The organism is Marinobacter sp. KM021, from assembly GCF_050707965.1.
Classification (GTDB): Bacteria; Pseudomonadota; Gammaproteobacteria; order Pseudomonadales; family Oleiphilaceae; genus Marinobacter; species Marinobacter shengliensis.
Map to the genome: position 1 here is coordinate 3,982,336 of NZ_CP136129.1, position 17,697 is coordinate 4,000,032.

General features: G+C 55.7%; 14 protein-coding genes, 1 tRNA gene and 2 pseudogenes. 6 read left to right on the forward strand and 11 right to left on the reverse strand.

The genetic code is table 11. From position 1 onward, the window contains the following. Positions 1-151: 151 nt before the first annotated feature. Genes RVM24_RS18585 through RVM24_RS18595 form a run of 3 tightly spaced genes read right to left on the reverse strand, consistent with a single transcriptional unit; the run spans position 152 to position 1,875 of the window. Complete coding sequence (locus RVM24_RS18585) at positions 152-445, reverse strand: hypothetical protein (RefSeq protein ID WP_035232409.1); 294 nt, start codon at positions 443-445, stop codon at positions 152-154. Next, the gene (locus RVM24_RS18590) at positions 435-1,643 is read right to left on the reverse strand and encodes an Arm DNA-binding domain-containing protein (RefSeq protein ID WP_431474551.1); all 1,209 of its coding nucleotides are present in this window, start codon (positions 1,641-1,643) and stop codon (positions 435-437) included. The genes RVM24_RS18585 and RVM24_RS18590 overlap by 11 nt, the downstream gene beginning before the upstream one ends. Beyond that, positions 1,636-1,875: a hypothetical protein gene (locus RVM24_RS18595; protein ID WP_058091260.1), complete on the reverse strand. Its 240-nt coding sequence runs from the start codon at positions 1,873-1,875 to the stop codon at positions 1,636-1,638. Before RVM24_RS18595 ends, RVM24_RS18590 begins: the two co-directional genes overlap by 8 nt. Before the next feature lie 152 nt (positions 1,876-2,027). Here RVM24_RS18595 and RVM24_RS18600 point away from each other — a divergent pair, with 152 nt between their 5' ends. Then, positions 2,028-2,264: a helix-turn-helix domain-containing protein gene (locus RVM24_RS18600; RefSeq protein ID WP_431475416.1), complete on the forward strand. Its 237-nt coding sequence runs from the start codon at positions 2,028-2,030 to the stop codon at positions 2,262-2,264. Positions 2,265-2,575: 311 nt separating this feature from the next. Here RVM24_RS18600 and RVM24_RS18605 read toward each other — a convergent pair. The 8 genes and pseudogenes from RVM24_RS18605 to RVM24_RS18640 all read right to left on the reverse strand — a co-directional run bounded on the left by RVM24_RS18605 (position 2,576) and on the right by RVM24_RS18640 (position 14,246). Next, positions 2,576-5,729: pseudogene (locus tag RVM24_RS18605) on the reverse strand (type I restriction endonuclease subunit R). A gap of 9 nt (positions 5,730-5,738) precedes the next feature. Next, a complete protein-coding gene (rhuM, locus tag RVM24_RS18610) occupies positions 5,739-6,746 on the reverse strand; it encodes a virulence protein RhuM/Fic/DOC family protein (RefSeq protein WP_058341818.1) in 1,008 nt (335 codons plus the stop codon). A gap of 93 nt (positions 6,747-6,839) precedes the next feature. Then, entirely contained in the window at positions 6,840-8,822 is a 1,983-nt protein-coding gene (locus RVM24_RS18615) for an ATP-binding protein (RefSeq protein ID WP_431474552.1), read from the reverse strand. Positions 8,823-8,875: 53 nt separating this feature from the next. Next, positions 8,876-10,057 carry a DUF4268 domain-containing protein gene (locus tag RVM24_RS18620; RefSeq protein ID WP_058341817.1) on the reverse strand — a complete coding sequence of 394 codons (1,182 nt, stop codon included), beginning with the start codon at positions 10,055-10,057 and terminating at the stop codon, positions 8,876-8,878. Then, positions 10,050-11,480 carry a restriction endonuclease subunit S gene (locus RVM24_RS18625; RefSeq protein ID WP_431474553.1) on the reverse strand — a complete coding sequence of 477 codons (1,431 nt, stop codon included), beginning with the start codon at positions 11,478-11,480 and terminating at the stop codon, positions 10,050-10,052. The genes RVM24_RS18620 and RVM24_RS18625 overlap by 8 nt, the downstream gene beginning before the upstream one ends. After that, positions 11,470-13,181, reverse strand: a pseudogene (locus RVM24_RS18630) (type I restriction-modification system subunit M). Before RVM24_RS18630 ends, RVM24_RS18625 begins: the two are co-directional and overlap by 11 nt. Positions 13,182-13,533: 352 nt before the next feature. After that, positions 13,534-13,610, reverse strand: a tRNA-Arg gene (locus RVM24_RS18635). Positions 13,611-13,700: 90 nt separating this feature from the next. Continuing rightward, a complete protein-coding gene (locus tag RVM24_RS18640) occupies positions 13,701-14,246 on the reverse strand; it encodes a YaeQ family protein (protein ID WP_431474554.1) in 546 nt (181 codons plus the stop codon). Positions 14,247-14,315: 69 nt separating this feature from the next. Here RVM24_RS18640 and RVM24_RS18645 point away from each other — a divergent pair, with 69 nt between their 5' ends. From RVM24_RS18645 to RVM24_RS18665, 5 genes are all read left to right on the forward strand, one after another. Next, positions 14,316-14,681, forward strand: coding sequence for a CidA/LrgA family protein (locus RVM24_RS18645; protein ID WP_230715774.1), 366 nt, complete (start codon positions 14,316-14,318; stop codon positions 14,679-14,681). Then, on the forward strand, positions 14,674-15,399 hold the full coding sequence (locus RVM24_RS18650; RefSeq protein ID WP_138436851.1) for an LrgB family protein: 726 nt from the start codon (positions 14,674-14,676) through the stop codon (positions 15,397-15,399). The genes RVM24_RS18645 and RVM24_RS18650 overlap by 8 nt, the downstream gene beginning before the upstream one ends. A gap of 97 nt (positions 15,400-15,496) precedes the next feature. Continuing rightward, complete coding sequence (locus RVM24_RS18655) at positions 15,497-15,703, forward strand: bacterioferritin-associated ferredoxin (protein ID WP_061333472.1); 207 nt, start codon at positions 15,497-15,499, stop codon at positions 15,701-15,703. A 129-nt stretch (positions 15,704-15,832) separates the two neighbouring features. Further along, on the forward strand, positions 15,833-16,309 hold the full coding sequence (bfr, locus tag RVM24_RS18660) for a bacterioferritin (protein ID WP_061333471.1): 477 nt from the start codon (positions 15,833-15,835) through the stop codon (positions 16,307-16,309). 9 nt (positions 16,310-16,318) lie between these two features. Further along, positions 16,319-17,674, forward strand: a complete 1,356-nt coding sequence (locus RVM24_RS18665) for a phosphomannomutase (protein WP_431474555.1) — start codon at positions 16,319-16,321, stop codon at positions 17,672-17,674. Positions 17,675-17,697: the final 23 nt, after the last annotated feature.

Consider the following 17,697-nt stretch of genomic DNA (forward strand, 5'->3'; position numbering starts at 1 on the left):
GCCATCACCTGTCGTCCGCGACAGTGCAGGGTTAGTTGATAAATGGTTTTCTGAGTGCGAGCTGATTGGAAGGGATGCACTCCAAGAACCGTAAACTGATCTCTCCAAAACGCTAGGTGAAGGCCTGCTGGTTCAATCGCTGGGTTGGCCATTAGTATGTCCTCCATTCATGCTCCAGCTCCTGGAGCCGGTTGATCAGCATTGGAAGAGAGTCACGGCCCGCTTCCAGATTCTGCTTAACGAGTTCGCAGTACACCCAGGTTTCCATCGCCTCCTGGTTGGTGCGTTCTCCTCCCAGACCAAGGATGGCCACCAGATGACAGCCCTCTTGCAGGATGCCCATGGCCACACACAGGCTGCTAGCCAGATTACGAACGGTGCGCCGTTCGGCAGGTATCAGACGGTTCAACGGCATGGCTGCCAATAACATCAGCTCAGACCTCATCGCTTGCTGCCTCCTCTTCCGGTATTACCTTGGCCTCGAACTCATTGATCAACAGCCGCTCAAACGCAGAACCATCCCGGCGGGTCAGATTCGGAACATAGCGGCTGTACACGCGGAACAACATTTCCGTTGTGGTATGGCCCATCTGCCGGGCAATCCACTCCGGGTTCTCGCCAGCGGCCAGCCACAACGTGGCGGCAGTGTGGCGGGTCTGGTACGGCCGGCGCTTTCGTAGGCCCAGATGGCTGAGCAGGGGATACCACACCCGCTTGGTAACGTTGTTGTGCTCAAGCGGATTGCCTGCCCCATTGCAGAACACAAAAGTGTTGTTGCCAGTGGCCTTGCGCTGGTCCTTCAGGGCGTCGTAGACCAGTTGTGGCATTTCAATGTGCCGGTAGCTGCCGTCGGTTTTGGTCTGCTCGATCTCCCCATTCACCAGTGCCTGGCGAACCAGAATCTGCCGGCGTTGAAAGTCGACGCAATCCCACTGCAGCCCGTCGATCTCACCGGTCCGAAGACCGGTAAAGAAGCGAACGGTGTAGTAGTTCCTGAAATCTGCCCGAACAGTGGCGAGAATCAGCCGAACCTCCTCCAGTGAAAACGGCTCCACATCGGACCGCGGCACCTTCAGTGATTTGATCCCCTGAAAGGGTGAGGTAAACTCAAATCGGTTGGCTGCCTCTCCCAGAATCATGCGCAAAGGCGTCATGATGCGGTTGATACGGCTGGCGGAAAGTGGCTTTTTGCTCCGGGTCTGAACTTTGGCGAGGGACGCCCGGAACGAAAGAATTTCCTGCCTGGTGATGTGGCCAACCTCCTTCTCCCCGAACTCCGGGATCAGGTAATTCTTCAGAGTGCCTTCGATGGTGGTGATGTGCGACTTTCGCCACTGCACCCGCATCTCATCCATCCAGGTTTCACAAAACTCACTGAACAACGGCGTGTCGTGAGCTTCGCGAGACCGCTGGAGCTCTGCTTGGCGGGTGAACTCCTGAGCACGAGGGCTGTTTGGGAAATACTTGTGGTACTCGAAAGTACCCAGTGTGATTTCCGCTTCGATTCGTTTGAGAATCGCCTGGAGTTTTTTCCGATTTATGGGCGTGTTGTCCAGAGCCGTTTGCTCCCGGCAGCGCTTACCCCGAAACTGAAAATCAAAAAACAGCTTCTGCGTTGCTTCGCGTACTCGAATGCTAGCCATGCATACGTCCTCCGTTGGCCATAGGAATAGAAAGTGAGTGGTGGCCCGAGTGCAGCGCCATATCTCGCTGGATGGGCTCCCACATGTAAAGAATCTTCCGGCCGCCAAACGGCCGAATGTAATGAACGCCTTCGAGGAGCACGGAGTCTTTCAGGCGCTCGCGAATGGTCCGGGCTTCATAGCGAATCCGTTCTGCAAGCTCTTCAGTGGTCAGGTATTCGGTAGTGTTCATATGTTTCTCCTAGGCTTTCTTTGTAGCGTACAAGCTACATATTAAGACTATTTTCGACGCTGTCAACAGTCTTTTGTAGGTTTTAATCATCATTGGATGCGGGTTTGCGTCTTATGAGGTATCATCGCTACACACTCAAAGGCCTGCCGACCATGATCAGATTTCGTCTAAAAGAACTAATCGCAGAGAAAGGATTTCAAGAAAATCGAAGGGTTACGCTGGATGAGGTTTCGAAGGAGACTGGAATCCACAGGACGACGCTATCCAAAATTGCGAACCAGCGTGGCTATAACACCACGACTGAGATTTTGGACAAACTCTGTGTTTATTTCGGAGTAGAGCTGCAGGAGGTGGCGCAGTTTGTTGAGGACCCGGAAGGAAAAAGTTGATCTATATATGGCGTACCCATGCAATCTCGATACCGCGATTTTCAGTGCGTCCCAAGATTGCATGGACGGGCTAGTTAATTCTTGCACCCGTTTTTGTCGCATGTAATACGCTGTGATGACGAGACCCAGTGGTGGGCGTTTTCTCGAGTATCGAATCCACAACCGGTCTTACCGCCTTTGTTTCCTTTATGAATAACATTGGTTGGAGTGTGTTTTACAGCCATTTTTAAATCCTCCCGGGAAGTTTTCGATTGAGCGTTGGGGCTAAAAAATTCACCAACGCTCGCCTTCGGGTTGATCGCGACGGTTTGCTAGCGCGTCCACCCATTTGAAAGCACCTCAGCCTGCTCCATAATCAACTCAATGGCAGCAGGCGCCTTATCCGGCGGATACTTGTACCGCTGCAACGTCCGCCGCACCAGAATCCGCAGCTTCGCCCGCACGCTTTCCCGCACCTGCCAGTCCACGGTGGTGGATTTGCGCAGCTTGTCGGTGATCTCTACAGCGATCTTTTTCAGGATCTCGTCACCCAGCTCCCGCACGGCGCTTTCGTTGCTCGCCAGGGCGTCGTAGAAGGCCACTTCGTCCGGGTTCAGGCCGAGGGCGGCATCCCGCTGCAGTTCGGCTTGGAACTGCTTGGCCATGGCGATTAGCTCTTCGATCACCTGCGCAGTCTCTATGCCCCGGTTGTTGTACTTGCGCAGCGTCTCCTGCAGGCGGTCGGCGTACTTCTTCTCCTGAACTACATTGTTGCGGGTCTTGGCCTTGATGTCGTCCTTGAGCAACTTCTCCAGCAGCTCCACGGCGAAGTTCTTGTAGGGCATCTGCCGCACGTCTTCCAGGAACTCGTCGGAGAGCAGCCCGATGTTGGGCTTGTCCAGGCCGCACAGGGCGAAGACATCCGTTACCCCTCGGCCACCAGCGCGTTGTCCAGGATCTGCTTCAGGGCGGTGTTCTTCTCTTCCTCGGTCAGCTTCTTGTCTACGCTGGTGAACTTGGTGATGGCCGTTTTCACCTGTGACAGGAACGCCACCTCCTTCTGCAGCGCCTGGGCTTCGTCCAGGGTGGCGCACAGTGAGAAGGCCTTGTTCATGGCCAGCACGGTATCCAGGAAGCGCTTCTTGCCGTCTTCCAGGCTGAGCACGTAGTTGGCGGTGGGCACCAGATACTTGTGGGGCTCGGTTTCGAATCCGCTGTAGCTGAATCCCTTACCTTTGGGGCCGGGCGCAAACATGCCGTGGATGATGTCCAGCTTTTCCAGCAGGATGGCGTAGGCTTCTTCGGCGCTGTGGGTGGGGAGCCCTTGCCCTTGGCGTCGGTGTAGGTTTTCAGGGCCTGCTTGAGCTCGTTGGCGATGCCGATGTAATCCACCACCAGCCCGCCGGGCTTGTCCTTGAACACGCGGTTTACCCGGGCGATGGCCTGCATCAGGTTGTGGCCTTTCATGGGCTTGTCCACATACATGGTGTGACAGCAGGGCGCATCGAAGCCGGTCAGCCACATATCCCGAACGATCACCAGCCTGAGCGGGTCGTTGATGTCCTTGAAGCGCTTCTCGAACCGTTTCTTGGTCTGCTTGTTGTGGATGTGCGGCTGAAGCAAGGCCCGATCAGAGGCGGAACCGGTCATTACAACTTTGATGGCGCCTTTCTCCGGGTCGTCGTCGTGCCACTCCGGGCGCAGGGCAACAATCTCGTTATACAGGTGAACCGCAATCTCCCGGCTCATGGCCACAATCATGGCCTTGCCATCGATAGTGCTGGAGCGGGTTTCAAAGTGGTTCACCAAGTCTTCCGCCACCTGCTTCAGGCGCGGGCCGGCGCCGACCAGCTTCTCCAGCCGGCTCCACTCGCCCTTGGTTTTCTCGCGGCTGCCAACGTCTTCATCGTCTTCAACCACTTCCTCCACCTGGTCAGACAACTCCTCGATCTGCTCGCGGTTGATGTCCAGCTTGGCCAGGCGGGATTCGTAGAAGATGGGCACGGTCGCACCATCGTCCACCGCATCCTGGATGTCGTAGATGGACACGTAGTCGCCGAACACGGCCCGGGTGTCCTTATCTTCGCTCTCGATGGGGGTGCCGGTAAAGCCGATGAAGGAGGCATTGGGCAAGGCATCGCGCATGTGGCGTGCATAGCCGAATTTGTAGGTGCCGTCCTTCTTGAGGGTGGCTTTCAGGCCGTACTGGCTGCGGTGGGCTTCATCCGAGATCACCACGATGTTGTGGCGGTCGTTCAGAATCGGGTGGCCGGATTCGTCATTCAGGAGGGCAAACTTCTGTACCGTGGTGAAGATGATGCCGCCGGATTCCCGCTCAGACAGCAGGCGGCGCAGGGTGTCCCGGTCATCTGCCTGCACCGGCTCCTGCTTCAGCAATTCCCGGGCGGCGCTGAAAGTGGCGAACAACTGGCCGTCAAGATCGTTGCGGTCGGTGACGACAATCAGCGTGGGGTTGTTCATCTCCGGCTGTTGCAGCAGCTTTCCAGCGTAGCAGCACATGGAAATACTCTTGCCGGAGCCCTGTGTATGCCATACCACGCCGGCTTTCTTGCTGCCCGGCAGAACCTCGTCGCCGTAGGTGGCGCGCTTCTCGCTGATACCATCGCCGCTCATATCCCGTGCTGCAATCACGGTTGCACGAACCGCCTCTCGTACAGCATGGAACTGATGGTAACCGGCGATCTTCTTGATCAGCTTGTCGGAATCCGTTTCGAAGATCACGAAGTAGCGGATGTAATCCAGAAACAGCTCCCGGTCGAAGAAGCCCCGCACCATGGTTTCCAGCTGCCATTCCAGCAGGGGCTTGTCGTCCTCATGCTTGATGGTGCGCCAGGGCATGTAGCGTTCCTGGCTGGCGGTTAGCGAGCCCACGCGGGCCAGATAGCCGTCGCTGATAATCGCCGCCTCGTTGTAGGCGAACAGATCGGAGCATTCGTCTTTGTAGGTTTGGATCTGGTTGTAGGCATCCCAGATGTTCACGTTCTCGGCGCCGGGGCTCTTCAGCTCCAGTACCGCCAGGGGCAGGCCGTTGATAAAGCAGATCACATCCGGCCGGCGGAGCTGTTTGGAGCCTTCGAGAGTGAACTGGTTGATGGCCCGGAAGCGGTTGGCGGTCAGGTCGCCGAAGTCCACCAGAAAGGCCTGGTCGTGAACTACCTTGTCGTCGCGCTTGTACTCAACCGGCACGCCGTCCAGCAGCAGGCGGTGAAAGGCCCGGTTGCTGACCACCACATCCAGGCTTTCCGGTTTGCGGACAACCGCCACAGCTTGCTCAACGGCGCTCTGGGGCAGGTGAGGGTTGATGCGGCGAATAGCCGCCTCAAGATCCGCCAGCAACAATACCTGCCGGTAATCGGCCCGTTCCGGGGCTTCGCCCTCCGGTGCCAGGTCTGGCCCGTGGGCGATCTCCCAGCCGCCTTCGGCAAACCATTGCAGGCATTGTTGTTCCAGCTGATCTTCCGTCATACATCCGTCCTATTCCCGGGTGGGCTCCTTCAGCAGCAGGAAATGCTCAATCAGCCGGATCATCAGGGTTTTCTGATCCGGCAGGCTTTCCGCCACCAGCAGGGCCAAGGCCACCAGGGTGTTGTCATTAATCAGTTGTTCCACCGGTCGCGCCAGCAAAGCGGCGTTGCGGCGCAGATACCATAAAAACAGAAACGAGCCGCAGCGCTTGTTGCCGTCGGCCAGCGGGTGGTTCTTGATCACGAAGTAGAGCAGGTGAGCGGCACGGGTAGCCACGTTCGGATAAAAGAGCTCATCACCAAAGCCCTGCTCGATCGTCGCCAGCGCAGAAGCCAGACCGTCACCCCGTAACTGGCCGAACAGCTCGGTAGCCTCGCCTTTGGCGATCAGAGTCTGTTTAAGCTCGCCAATGGCCTTGAGCGCTTCGTCCAGCTCGAGTGGCTGCATATCCGGTTGCTTGATGCCGACCTCGGCCAGCTGCTGCTCGTCGTAGCCTTGCAGTAAGCTCCAGGAGCGGGCGTAGTCGCTGATCACCCGGGCAACGGCTTCGCCTTCATTGGATATCAGGCCTTGATTGGTAAGAGTGCGGCTGAGTAGATTTACGGCTTGCTCAAATTCGATGCCGCGTTCTGCCATACGGCGCTGGTTAAGGGTATAGCCCTGAACGAGGTGGTCTTTGAGAACCTGGGTGGCCCATTTGCGAAATTGCACGCCGCGCTGGGATTTCACCCGGTAGCCGACGGAGATGATCATATCCAGATTGTAGTGATCAATTTCGCGCTGAACCTGGCGCTTGCCCTCCTGGCGAACTATCCGGAATTTCCGGATAGTTGGTTCTTTCTCCAGTTCACCCTCCTGGAACACATTGCTCACGTGCTCGTTGACGGTTCGCACGTCTTTACCAAACAGCTCCGCCATCTGGATTTGGCTGAGCCAGACCGTTTCCTGATCCAGCGCCACTTCCAGCTGCGCCTGGCCATCGGTTGACGTAAAAATTCTGACTTGCTGTTCGGGCATGACATCTCTTTATGGCGTTTGGTTTGATCGGTCAATCTATTGGCGTGTCATCTAATGACGGCTGATCTTCGGCACCAACTAGAGCTGGGTGGCTCACTGTGATAATTGTTCAGTTGTAGGATCTTGCTCTCCATTAGAAGAAGCGTCCTCGAAAGACATGTCCTCTTGTCTCGGTTTTGAGAAAACCCGCTCAAGAAGGCTATCGGTGGATGCCGCGCCATATCGACTTGCCAGCGTTTTGCGGAGCTTTAGCAAACGAGCGTTGGCCGTATCGACCAAGGAACTGAACGTAACGGCTCTTACTCGTCCATACTCGGGAGATCCGAGTCGTTTGTCACGCTCTACACCGGGGGACACTCGTTGCCCTACAACCCATGCGGAAATATACGGGGTTCCGGCCATAGCACCAGAGCTGGATATGTCTTGAACATAGCCGTCCGCTTGGTTTACCTCTTTACGAGTCAGAGGGAAATCCCCACGCTTTAACTCGATGACCAGCACGCTCTGTATCTGCACTACTGTTGGATCGCTTGGATCGAACCCTTCACAGCCCGTCATCTGCCAAGTAGTTTTATCTGGGAGCACGACGATGTCAGGTCTATGCCTTTCGTTGATAAAGGTTGCGTCTTCGGAACCAAACAATTGTCGAGCGATAGTCTGGAGTGTGACGTTGGAGCAGAACTCTTGGGATTCATATTCGGGGCCGAATAGCCAGCGAGAACGTAGGATTAGGGGGTGCAGAGTATGCAGTTCGTCTGTCTCAGGGTCATCAGCTAGTCGCTTGATAGTTTCTATGACGCTGAGCCGGCTATCGATTTCGTCCAGAACCCGCAGCGCATCTTTGATTGTCCATTCTTCAAGTAATCGGTCCAGGCCATCGATGTCGCCAGCAGATAAAGCCGAGAGTTTCTGCAAGAGTGCTGCGCCGCTCTTCGTTTTTTCGAGATTGATAACAGCTTGAACAGCGGTCGATAAAAAGTCGGGGGAAATGGTCGGATGTTCTTCTGCAATAATTTTCGTGAATTCAGCGACCTCTAGGCGTGCGCCTTGACCTAATGATTCCAAGTCCGAGCGGTTCTTGATCAGTGCATCTTCTGATGTTGCCTCAACAACTTCCTTGGCGAGTTCTTGTGAAACTTTTTCTATCTGGTGGGCTGTCGCTTCGTGCAATTCTTTAACTGCGTCTGTTGAGCGGAATGCTGTCCAATCTTGCTCCACATCGGATTCGTATCCCTCAGTATCCACAATCACTTTATAGCGGCGCGCAAACCGTGTTCGGCCATCAAAGGTCAATACATTACCAACGGACCAAGAAGGGGTCCCTACAAGTCTCTTCTGTACCCAAAAAGCTACTCCTTGGTGTATTGATGAATGGTTGAGCTTGGTTGAATCAATAACTGTAACTGTGGCGCTTCGTCCATTTCCAAGGTCGAGTGTTTCCTCGCTGACCTTGCCATCCAGTTCGTGAAAGGATAGCCGCCGATTATTTACTCTGATCTCAAATTCAGGATCGTGAACAAATCGGGCGGCCAGTACGGTTAGTATCTCTTCCGGATCAGGCAGCTTTCGAGTGACTGAGACAAGTAATCTGGTCCCAGTACCTTCTCGGTGTTCCAGAGTCTCGCTTCGAAGAACGAAGGGGCTGGGCCCCGATTCTGTGCCCACGGTAAACTTTCCCAATGTCCCGTCTCGCCAAGTCTCGACTGCGTATTCATCAGCGAAGCAGAGCAGTCCATGACGCCCAACCCCATTCCGCCCATAGGCTCGGCGAGGACGTGCAGATCGATTGGCTGGAAATTCAACACTTAGCCCTTGATGCTTCTCGCGGCTGTATCGAAGAGTCATCCACCGCTTTTTAAATTGATCGGGTGTCATACCGTGACCATCGTCCGTAACGGTCAACGTGCCCCCTGTTTCATTCGGAAGAACCAGATCAACTTTTGATGCTCCGGCATCCCACGCATTAGCTACCAATTCCGTCAGAGCAACTTGTGGCACGTGAGCGACTTGGCCCAGTTCTCGTAACAGGTAATCTTCCTCAAACAATGAGCTCTGTAACGACGGGTCAGACATCATCAATTCCCTTATTGTTTTGGTCCGGCGAGGTAGGCCTGATATCTCCAGAGTTGCTACAGGCCGGCCGTAAGTCCCTTATTGAGATCCGCAGTCTTCAATTCCGGGCGAATCTTTTCCAGCGGTCCTCTTAAAGCTGTCTCTAAACGAGACATATGCTCCACAAGCCATGCAACAATATCTGACCAGTTGTCTTTATCATAGCCGTCAACGGATTCGCCGTGCTGAATGCGGCATGCTTTACGATTGGGTAAACGCAGCCAGATAAGAGGCGCACCGAAAATTCTTTCGATTTCTTGTTTCTGGGCTTCGAGTCGATCGAATACAAATTTATTAGCTTCGGCTTGAGTTCGTGCCATGGAGAACTCGACCCGTACCTCACTCTTGCCGAAAATCAGATTAAACGTCATTCCCGACAAGCCAGAGCCCGCCGCTAACCAATGGTCTTTACCCGGGCTGATGTTGTTATAAAGGTCACAGCTGCTTTGACTGAATGCTTCCAGCGTCTGGTCCCAGAACTCCAGACGCAGTCGGTGGCTTAGTCTCTGTTCTTTACTGGCGCTCTTCTCCTCAGCCTCCTTGGCCATCATGCCAATCATAAAGTCGGAGGCTTCCGGGGTGGGGATGATCTGCTCCACGTTGAGGAACAGCTCTGCACCGGCCTGGTAGGGCGTGACCTTGAAACACTGGCAGTTGACGCCGAACTGGCTCAGCCAGAGCACCGTATTGGTGACTTCCTTGCGGTAGTGGGCGGCCACCAGAATCAGGCGTTGGCTTTTCAGGGTATTTAGTTGCACAGATTGCAGGTCGTCTGCCTGCAGGAACTCCAGCAACACGCTCTCTGCATCCGCCGGTGCGCCGCCTTCGTTCTGGGCTTTCTGGTTCAGGTAGCGCTGGAAGATCTCCACCACCTGCTGCTTTTTCAGATTGGCGCAGTAGCTGGCGTACTTGAGCGCCTGCCACACTACATCCCGGCCACTGTCATCGAGTTTGTTTTCGATGATGACTAGATTGCCGTCCTTGTCGATGGCCAGCAGATCCAGCCGTTCGCGGGTGTCGTCGAAGCCGTCGAATTCCTTCTGGATAATCAGTAGTTCCTCGCCATCGCCTTGGGTAAGCGCTTGCGGGTAGTTTTCCAACCATTCCTGCAGGTGTTTGCGCTCGGTGAAGCCGAGGTCGCTGAAGCGTTTGGCTTCCAGTGGGTTGATGCGGTTGGCGGTGGAGTCGATCTTAAACATTGGTTGGTTCCACCTTTTCCAACGTTTGGTTCGCGGTTTCCGATACAGAGAGTTCGCCGGATAGGAGTTTGGGAAGCAGCGCATCGCGTAGTTCAGACAAGTATTTACTCTCTAGCCGAAGCTCAATCTGTTTATTCAGAACACTACTTAGAACCTTGCCGGCACTCTCTATAAATTTCCCATCGGGAATTGCGCACAACGCGCTCTTGAGGTGCTCGCGTTTTATATGTCCCATCGTGACCGCTTTGTCTGCAGCGATGCGCTGGAATTCTTCTAAATGGTGTCGGGTGAAGTGGAAATACAACCATTTCGGATAGTTCTCAGAGGTCACCTTGAACAAGTGCTGGTTTAGTGCCGCCCTGCCTCCACACCATGTATCAACCATCAGTGAACCAGACCAAGAAAACACAACATCACCGTTGTCGATGATGCAATCTGGTTTGATATTGGGAGAGGCTTTTTCTTCGTGATCTGCGTAGCCTTTCTTGAGCTGGGCAATTTTTACCACTGGCAAATAATCGTCTTCGTTTTCGGGACGGAATTTTTGGAGAGCCAATCCGTTCTGGTACTTGGCTATCTGGTCAAGTGCCAAGCATTCCCACCCCTCCGGAATCTCCACCAGCTCACTCTCCTGCATAGCCGACGGAAACAGCTCGGCGGTCGCGCGGAGCTCGGCGTATTGCTCGGGCTGTTCGGCCTGGAGGCGGGTTAGCTCCGCCTCGTCTTTGCCGGAAACGGTCTGCATCGCGGCGAGCAGGGCGTCTTCCTCGCTGCCGTCGGCTTCCAGTGCGGCGACCTTGGCTTTGACCGGCTCGAAATCGACAAACCAGCTTTTGAAGATGGCCTGGGCCATCTGTTCAAGGGTTTGGTTGATTTGGTGGTTGAGTTCGATCTTATCGTCAAGACCGCTCAAAATTTTCGCGATTCTTTTTTGGGTATCTAGGCTAGGTAGCAAGACCGGGGATTTACGGAGAATTCCGAGATTTGTGTGGGGGACCCCTGTTTGGATGGCGTTCGTTTTTACGTAGTCTATTTGATCAGGCGCTGAGAAATAGTAATAGAGGAATTTCGCATCAGCCAAATTTGGGTCAACCGTTATTTTCATCTGGCTCTGCGACACAATGTATCTCTCAAACGGTTCGTCCGGCACGATTGACACTTGGCCCAGCGTCCCTCTCTGGGTGAATACCAGGTCGCCCGGGTGTGCAGTATTGGTCGAGAGTTGTTCTGCTTTCGCTTGAGATACGAAAGCAAAATTTCCTGATACCCAGCGTTTACCCATGTTTTGGCCGCGAATTACTGGAATACCTGTCTCTGTGTAGTCTTTGGATACCAGATTGGAGCCAAAGGGCCCTCCGACCATAGCGTTCTTCTTTTGGGCTGCAAGTGCCTCCAAAGCATATTCTTTGAAATCAGCACTCATACCCGATGCCCCCAAGACTCATCTTGATCTCTGCTTCCAGCCGGTCACTCTCCGCAAACTGCTCCCGCAACTGCAGGGTCAGCCGTGCCATCTTTTCAGCAAACGGCTCCCCATCGTCTTCCTGTTCCTGAGCACCAACATAACGCCCTGGCGTCAGCACAAAATCATGTTTCTTGATCTCGTCCAGGCTGGCGGACTTGCAGAAGCCGGCGATATCCTCATAGCCCTCGCCACGCTGCCAGGCATGGAAGGTGTCGGCGACCTTGGCGATGTCGTCGTTGGTGAAGTCCCGCAGTACCCGATCCCGCATAAAGCCCAGGTTGCGGGCGTCGATAAACAGAAACTCCTCCCGGCGGTCCCGCTTCTTCTCATTGCGCACCATGCCGTTGGCTTTGTCTTTGGTCAGGAACCAGATACAGGCCGGGATCTGGGTGTTGGTGAACAGCTGGCCGGGCAGGGCGACCATGCATTCCACCAGGTCTTCCTCCACCAGACGCTTGCGGATTTCGCCTTCGTTGTTGGTGTTGGAACTCATGGACCCGTTGGCCAGCAGCAGGGCCATGCTGCCAGTGGGCGCCAGGTGGTGGATCATGTGCTGCATCCAGCCGAAGTTGGCGTTGCCCTTGGGCGGGGTGCCGTACTTCCAGCGCACGTCGTCGGCCAGGGACTCGCTCCACCAGTCTTTGATGTTGAACGGCGGGTTGGCCATCACGAAGTCGGCGCGCAAGTCCGGGTGCTGATCGTCCAGGAAGGTGTCGGCGTTCTTCTTGCCGAAATTGAAGTCGATACCCCGGATGGCCATGTTCATGGCGGCCAGCTTCCAGGTGGTGGGGTTGGATTCCTGGCCGTACACGGAGATGTGCTTCTTCTGCTCGCTGGCGTCGTAGTGTTGTTCGCTGGCGTGTTCCTCGATGAACTTGTCGCTGGAGACAAAGAAACCGCCGGAGCCCATGGCCGGGTCGTACACACGGCCGGAGTAGGGCTGCAGCATTTCGACAATCAGGGTGACGATGCTTTTGGGGTGTAATACTGGCCGCCCTGCTTGCCTTCGGCCAGGGCGAACTGGCCGAGGAAGTATTCGTACACATGGCCGAGGATGTCTTTGCTGTGCAGGCTCAGCTTCTCGCCCTCGAACACCGGCCGGGTGAAGGAGGTGTCGGAGAAGGTGTTGATCAGGCCCAGCAGTTTGTCGTTGTCCAGCTGGTACTGGCTGATGCGGTTGAGGATGCCCTTGAGCTTGGCGTTGCTCTTCTCGATTTCTTCCAGGGCGTTGTCGATCAGCCAGGACACGGAGCGCAGCTTTACGTCGTTACCGGCATCGTCCTGCCAGAGCACGGTGCCCACGGGCAGCACGGCTTTCTCTTTCAGGGTGCTCCAGCGGGCGGCCTTGGGCACCCAAAACACGTTGGCCTCGCGGTAGTAATCTAATACTTCCAGTTCTTCCAGCAGGGCTTGCTGGTAGTCCTCGTCGCCGTCGTAATCTTCCGGCGGCAAGTAGTAGATGTCGTCGTTCTCATCCTTGAACCGTTCCAGCAACTTTTCCTGGCGCTCCTCGAAGGCATCGGAGACGTACTTCAGGAAGATCAGGCCCAGCACCACGTGCTTGTAGTTGGCGGCATCCAGGTTGGCGCGGAGCTTGTCGGCGGCTTTCCAGAGCTTGTCGTCCAGGGCTTTGAGGAATTGCTGTTCCGTGTTGTTCATTGCTCGGCTGTTCCCTATAAAAAGTTACGGCTTTCGTTCTCTGATAAAGCGTAAAGGCACGGAGCGACAGGCTGTGTCGGTTCGTGCCTTTGATTGTTCCGGAGTGTAACGGGCAATACCGGGGGTGTATTGCTTGCTAACCACTCGATATAGGGTTGTTTTACGTCAGTTGGTGGGGTTAGGCAAGGCTGGGAAAGCTCTGTGCCCAAACCCTCTAAACGGGCAAGCAGGGCAAAGGTCACGAAAAAGATTGGAAACTAATCTGTGAAAAAATGGTGGGCACTGCCAGGGCACCATTTGGGCACAAGCCAAAAAAAAGGACCTGCGTTTTCACGCAAGTCCTTGATATTCATGGCGCGCCCGAGAGGATTCGAACCTCTGACCTCTGCCTCCGGAGGGCAGCGCTCTATCCAGCTGAGCTACGGGCGCATTCGAAACTGCGGATTGCTCGTCAATTTCGAGTGCGCAATCTTACGTGCGCCGGGGGCGTCTGTCCAGCCCCTTGCGGCAACTCTGTTTTCACACCTTCGGCAGTTTCTGTTCCGGTGTGATGCTGACCAGATCAGTGTCATTGCTGAAGGTGACTTCGCCGTCCTGCATCGACACCTGTAGCGTCATTGAGCGCTCCACCAGGCGAGCCAGTGCGGCGGTGCTTTCGGCGGGAAGGTCGACGATGGTCAGGTTGCCAAATCTTTCCAGCTTGTTATGGTGTTTCTCCCACCACACCGGCACCGCGCGGCCACCGTAGGTATACAGAATGACCTGCTGCGACCGGTTGCAGGCTTTGCGAACCCGGTCTTCGTCTGGCAGGCCCAGCTCTACCCAGAGTTCGATGTCATCGGTCAGGGATTTCTGCCACAGCTCCGGTTCGTCATCGGTGCTCAGGCCTTTGGTAAACTCCAGCGTATCTGTGGCGTTCAGGGCAAAGGCCAGCAGCCGGATCATCATTCGCTCGTCGGTTTCTGACGGGTGGCGGGCGATGGTCAGGTGGTGGTCGACGTAGTAATGCCGGTCCATATCCGCGATATGGAGTGTGGCTTTGAATATAGTGGCTTTCAGTGCCATTGAGCGTCCTGTGTTTTGGGTGGCAGGGCAATAGTGTAGAGCAATTTTGACGTGGCAGGGCATAGCGGCATGGTGGTGTTGCGGGGTTTTCTGGTTCTGGTGGTGTTTTTTCTGCTGGGTGAAGCGGTGCGGGTACTGGTGGGGCTGCCCATCAGCGGCGGGGTTCTGGGTATGGTGATGGCAACCTTTACCCTGATGCTTCGCGGGCGGGTAACCGACGAGCTGGCGGCAGCCAGCCAGGGGCTGATCTCGGTTCTGGTGTTACTGATCACGCCCGGTGTTGTTGGTGTGTTCTTCATCGCGGATCAGTTTGCCGGGCACTGGACAGCCGTGGTGGTGGCGTTGGTTTTAGGCACGTTGTTGAGTGTATTCACCACGTTGCTGTTGATGAAGAAACTGACGACAGGGCAAACCCGAGGTGATCAACATGACTGATCAACCGGGCGGATTCAACGCTTTGCTGGCGGCCTGGACGGCTGGCCCCATGTTGTCCATTGGTCTGACCCTGGGCGCCTTTATCGTGGCCCAGTGGCTGTTCGCCAGGCTACGGCGCCCATTGTGGTTGCCGCCGGTGATGATTGCGGCGCTGCTGCTGGCGACGGTAGTGGCCGCCAGTGGCCTGGGCTTTGAACGTTACGAGGCGGGTGCGCGCTGGCTAACGGTGCTGCTGGGGCCGGCAACGGTTGCGCTTGGTATTCCCCTGTATCAGCAGATGCATCACATCCGGGCGCTGTGGCGGCCGATTATCGTGACGCTGCCCCTGGCCGCAAGCCTGGCGGCGATCTATGCCCTGGCCATTGCCTGGTTGATGGGGGCGGCGCCGATGGTGTTGGCATCACTGGCGCCTAAATCCGTTACGGCACCCATTGCGATGGGCATCACTGAGGAGTTGGGCGGGTCGGTGTCGCTCACACTGGGCGGGCTGCTGATCACCGGTGTACTGGCCTCGCTGTTCGTGGACTGGTGCGCCCGCTGGCTCAGGATTACCGACGACCGAATCATCGGATTTGCCCTTGGCCTCAATGGTCACGCCATTGGCACGGCCCGTGCGTTTGAGATCAGTCATACTGCCGGCGCCTTTGCTTCTCTGGGGATGGGGCTGACGGGCGTATTCACGGCGTTGTTCCTGCCGCTGGCCTTCTGGATGATCTGATACATTTATTAGCAAAAAGTTAAGTACAAATGGTTGCAATTCTCGTTTGTAATGACAATAATTATCACTAACGTTTTTCAGTTGGTGAGTGTCTCCTATGTATGTATGCTTGTGTGTCGGGGTAACAGACAGAGAAATCCGCGAAGCGGCAGATAACGGTATCAGCTCCATGCGTCAGTTGGGCAAAGAGTTGGGTGTTGGTCGCCAGTGTGGTCGTTGCGCCTGTACGGCCCGGGAAATCCTGAAAGAAGCACGTTCTCCTGACTACCTGACCCTTGCCAACATGCTGGCCCAGCCCGCCTGACACTGGCGGGCGCCAGACTCCTCATCTCGGGGCGCGAAACCCTCTTAAAAATGCCACAGACATTTTTTATCGGCTACAAACCGGCTATCCTGACTAGCTGACAACTCAGCAAATCAAAGGACTCCGGCTATGAAAGGCGATAAAAAGGTCATTCAGTTCCTGAATAAAGTGCTCGCCAACGAGCTGACGGCGATCAACCAGTACTTTCTGCACTCGCGCATGTACAAGGACTGGGGTATTACCAAGCTGGCGGCCAAGGAATATGAAGAATCCATCGATGAAATGAAACACGCCGATCAGCTGATCGAGCGCATTCTGTTCCTCGAAGGCCTGCCCAACCTGCAAGACCTGAATAAGCTGCTGATCGGCGAAAACGTCCAGGAAATGATCGAGTGCGATCTGAAACTCGAGCACATTGCCCACACCGATCTGAAAGAAGCCATCCTCTATTGCGAGCAGGTGCAGGACTTTACCAGCCGTGAACTGTTCCGCAGCATCCTCGATAGCGAAGAAGAGCACATCGACTGGCTGGAAACCCAACTGGAAATGATTTCGCAGATGGGTATCCAGAATTACATTCAGCTTCAATCTTCTGCAGCGGAGTAAGCACTGACAATGGACCTGTCCTGTTTCAAGGCCTACGACCTTCGCGGTCGGGTGCCGGACCAGCTTAACCCCACGCTGGCTGAAAAGATTGGCCGGGCCTACGTGGCCATTACCGGCGCAAAAAAAGTCATCGTGGGTTACGACATCCGGCTCTCGAGCCCGGAAATCACAGAAGCCTTGAGCTCCGGCCTGATGGCCGCCGGCGCGGATGTATATGACATTGGCCTGTGTGGCACCGAGCAGGTGTATTTTGCTACCAGCCACTACGGCATGGACGGCGGCATCATGGTGACTGCCAGCCATAACCCGAAAGACCACAACGGCATGAAAATGGTTGGCCCCGAATCACGGCCGATCAGCTCCGACAACGGCCTGAACGACATTCGGGACCGGGTTCTGGAGCCCTTCGCCAACGCCCCGGAACAGGGCCGTTACGAGACACTGGAAGTGATGAGTGCCTATGTAGACCACCTGCTGGGCTACATCGATGCGGGCAGCCTCAAGCCCATGACCATCGTCTGCAACGCGGGTAACGGTGGTGCAGGGCTGGTGATTGACGAACTGGAACAGCACCTGCCATTCGAGTTCGTGAAAGTGCACCACCAGCCGGATGGCCACTTCCCCAATGGCGTACCCAACCCGATCCTGCCGGAGAACCGCACCGCCACCGCAGACGCCGTGATCGAACACGGCGCCGCCATGGGCATCGCCTGGGACGGCGACTACGACCGCTGCTTCTTCTTCGACGAAAACGGCCGGTTCATTGAAGGCTACTATGTAGTGGGCTTGCTGGCCGACCAGTTCCTGCGCAAGACCGGCGGTGGCAAAGTCATCCACGACCCCCGCCTCACCTGGAACACCCTGGACCTGGTCAAAGCCGCCGGCGGCGAAGCCATCGAAAGCAAAACCGGCCACGCCTTCATCAAGCAGAGAATGCGCGACGAAGACGCCGTCTACGGCGGCGAAATGAGCGCCCACCACTACTTCCGTGACTTCGCCTACTGCGACAGCGGCATGATCCCCTGGCTACTGATCGCCGAGCGCCTGTGCCAGTCCGGCCAGACCCTGTCGTCTTTGATCGACGCCAGAATCGAAGCCTACCCCGCCAGCGGCGAAATCAACCGCACCATCAACGATCCCCCCAAGGTCATCGCCGCCATCGAAGCCAAATACTCCGTGGGAGCCAAGAGCGTCAGCTTCGTAGATGGCCTGAGCGTCGAATTCGACAACTGGCGCTTCAACCTCCGGATGTCCAACACCGAACCGGTGGTTCGCCTGAACGTGGAATCCAGGGCAGACAAAGCGTTGATGGAGGCGAAAACGGAAGAGTTACTGCAGGAAATGGACAGACTGAACAAGAATTAAGACTGTGAGTTGAAACCACGGAT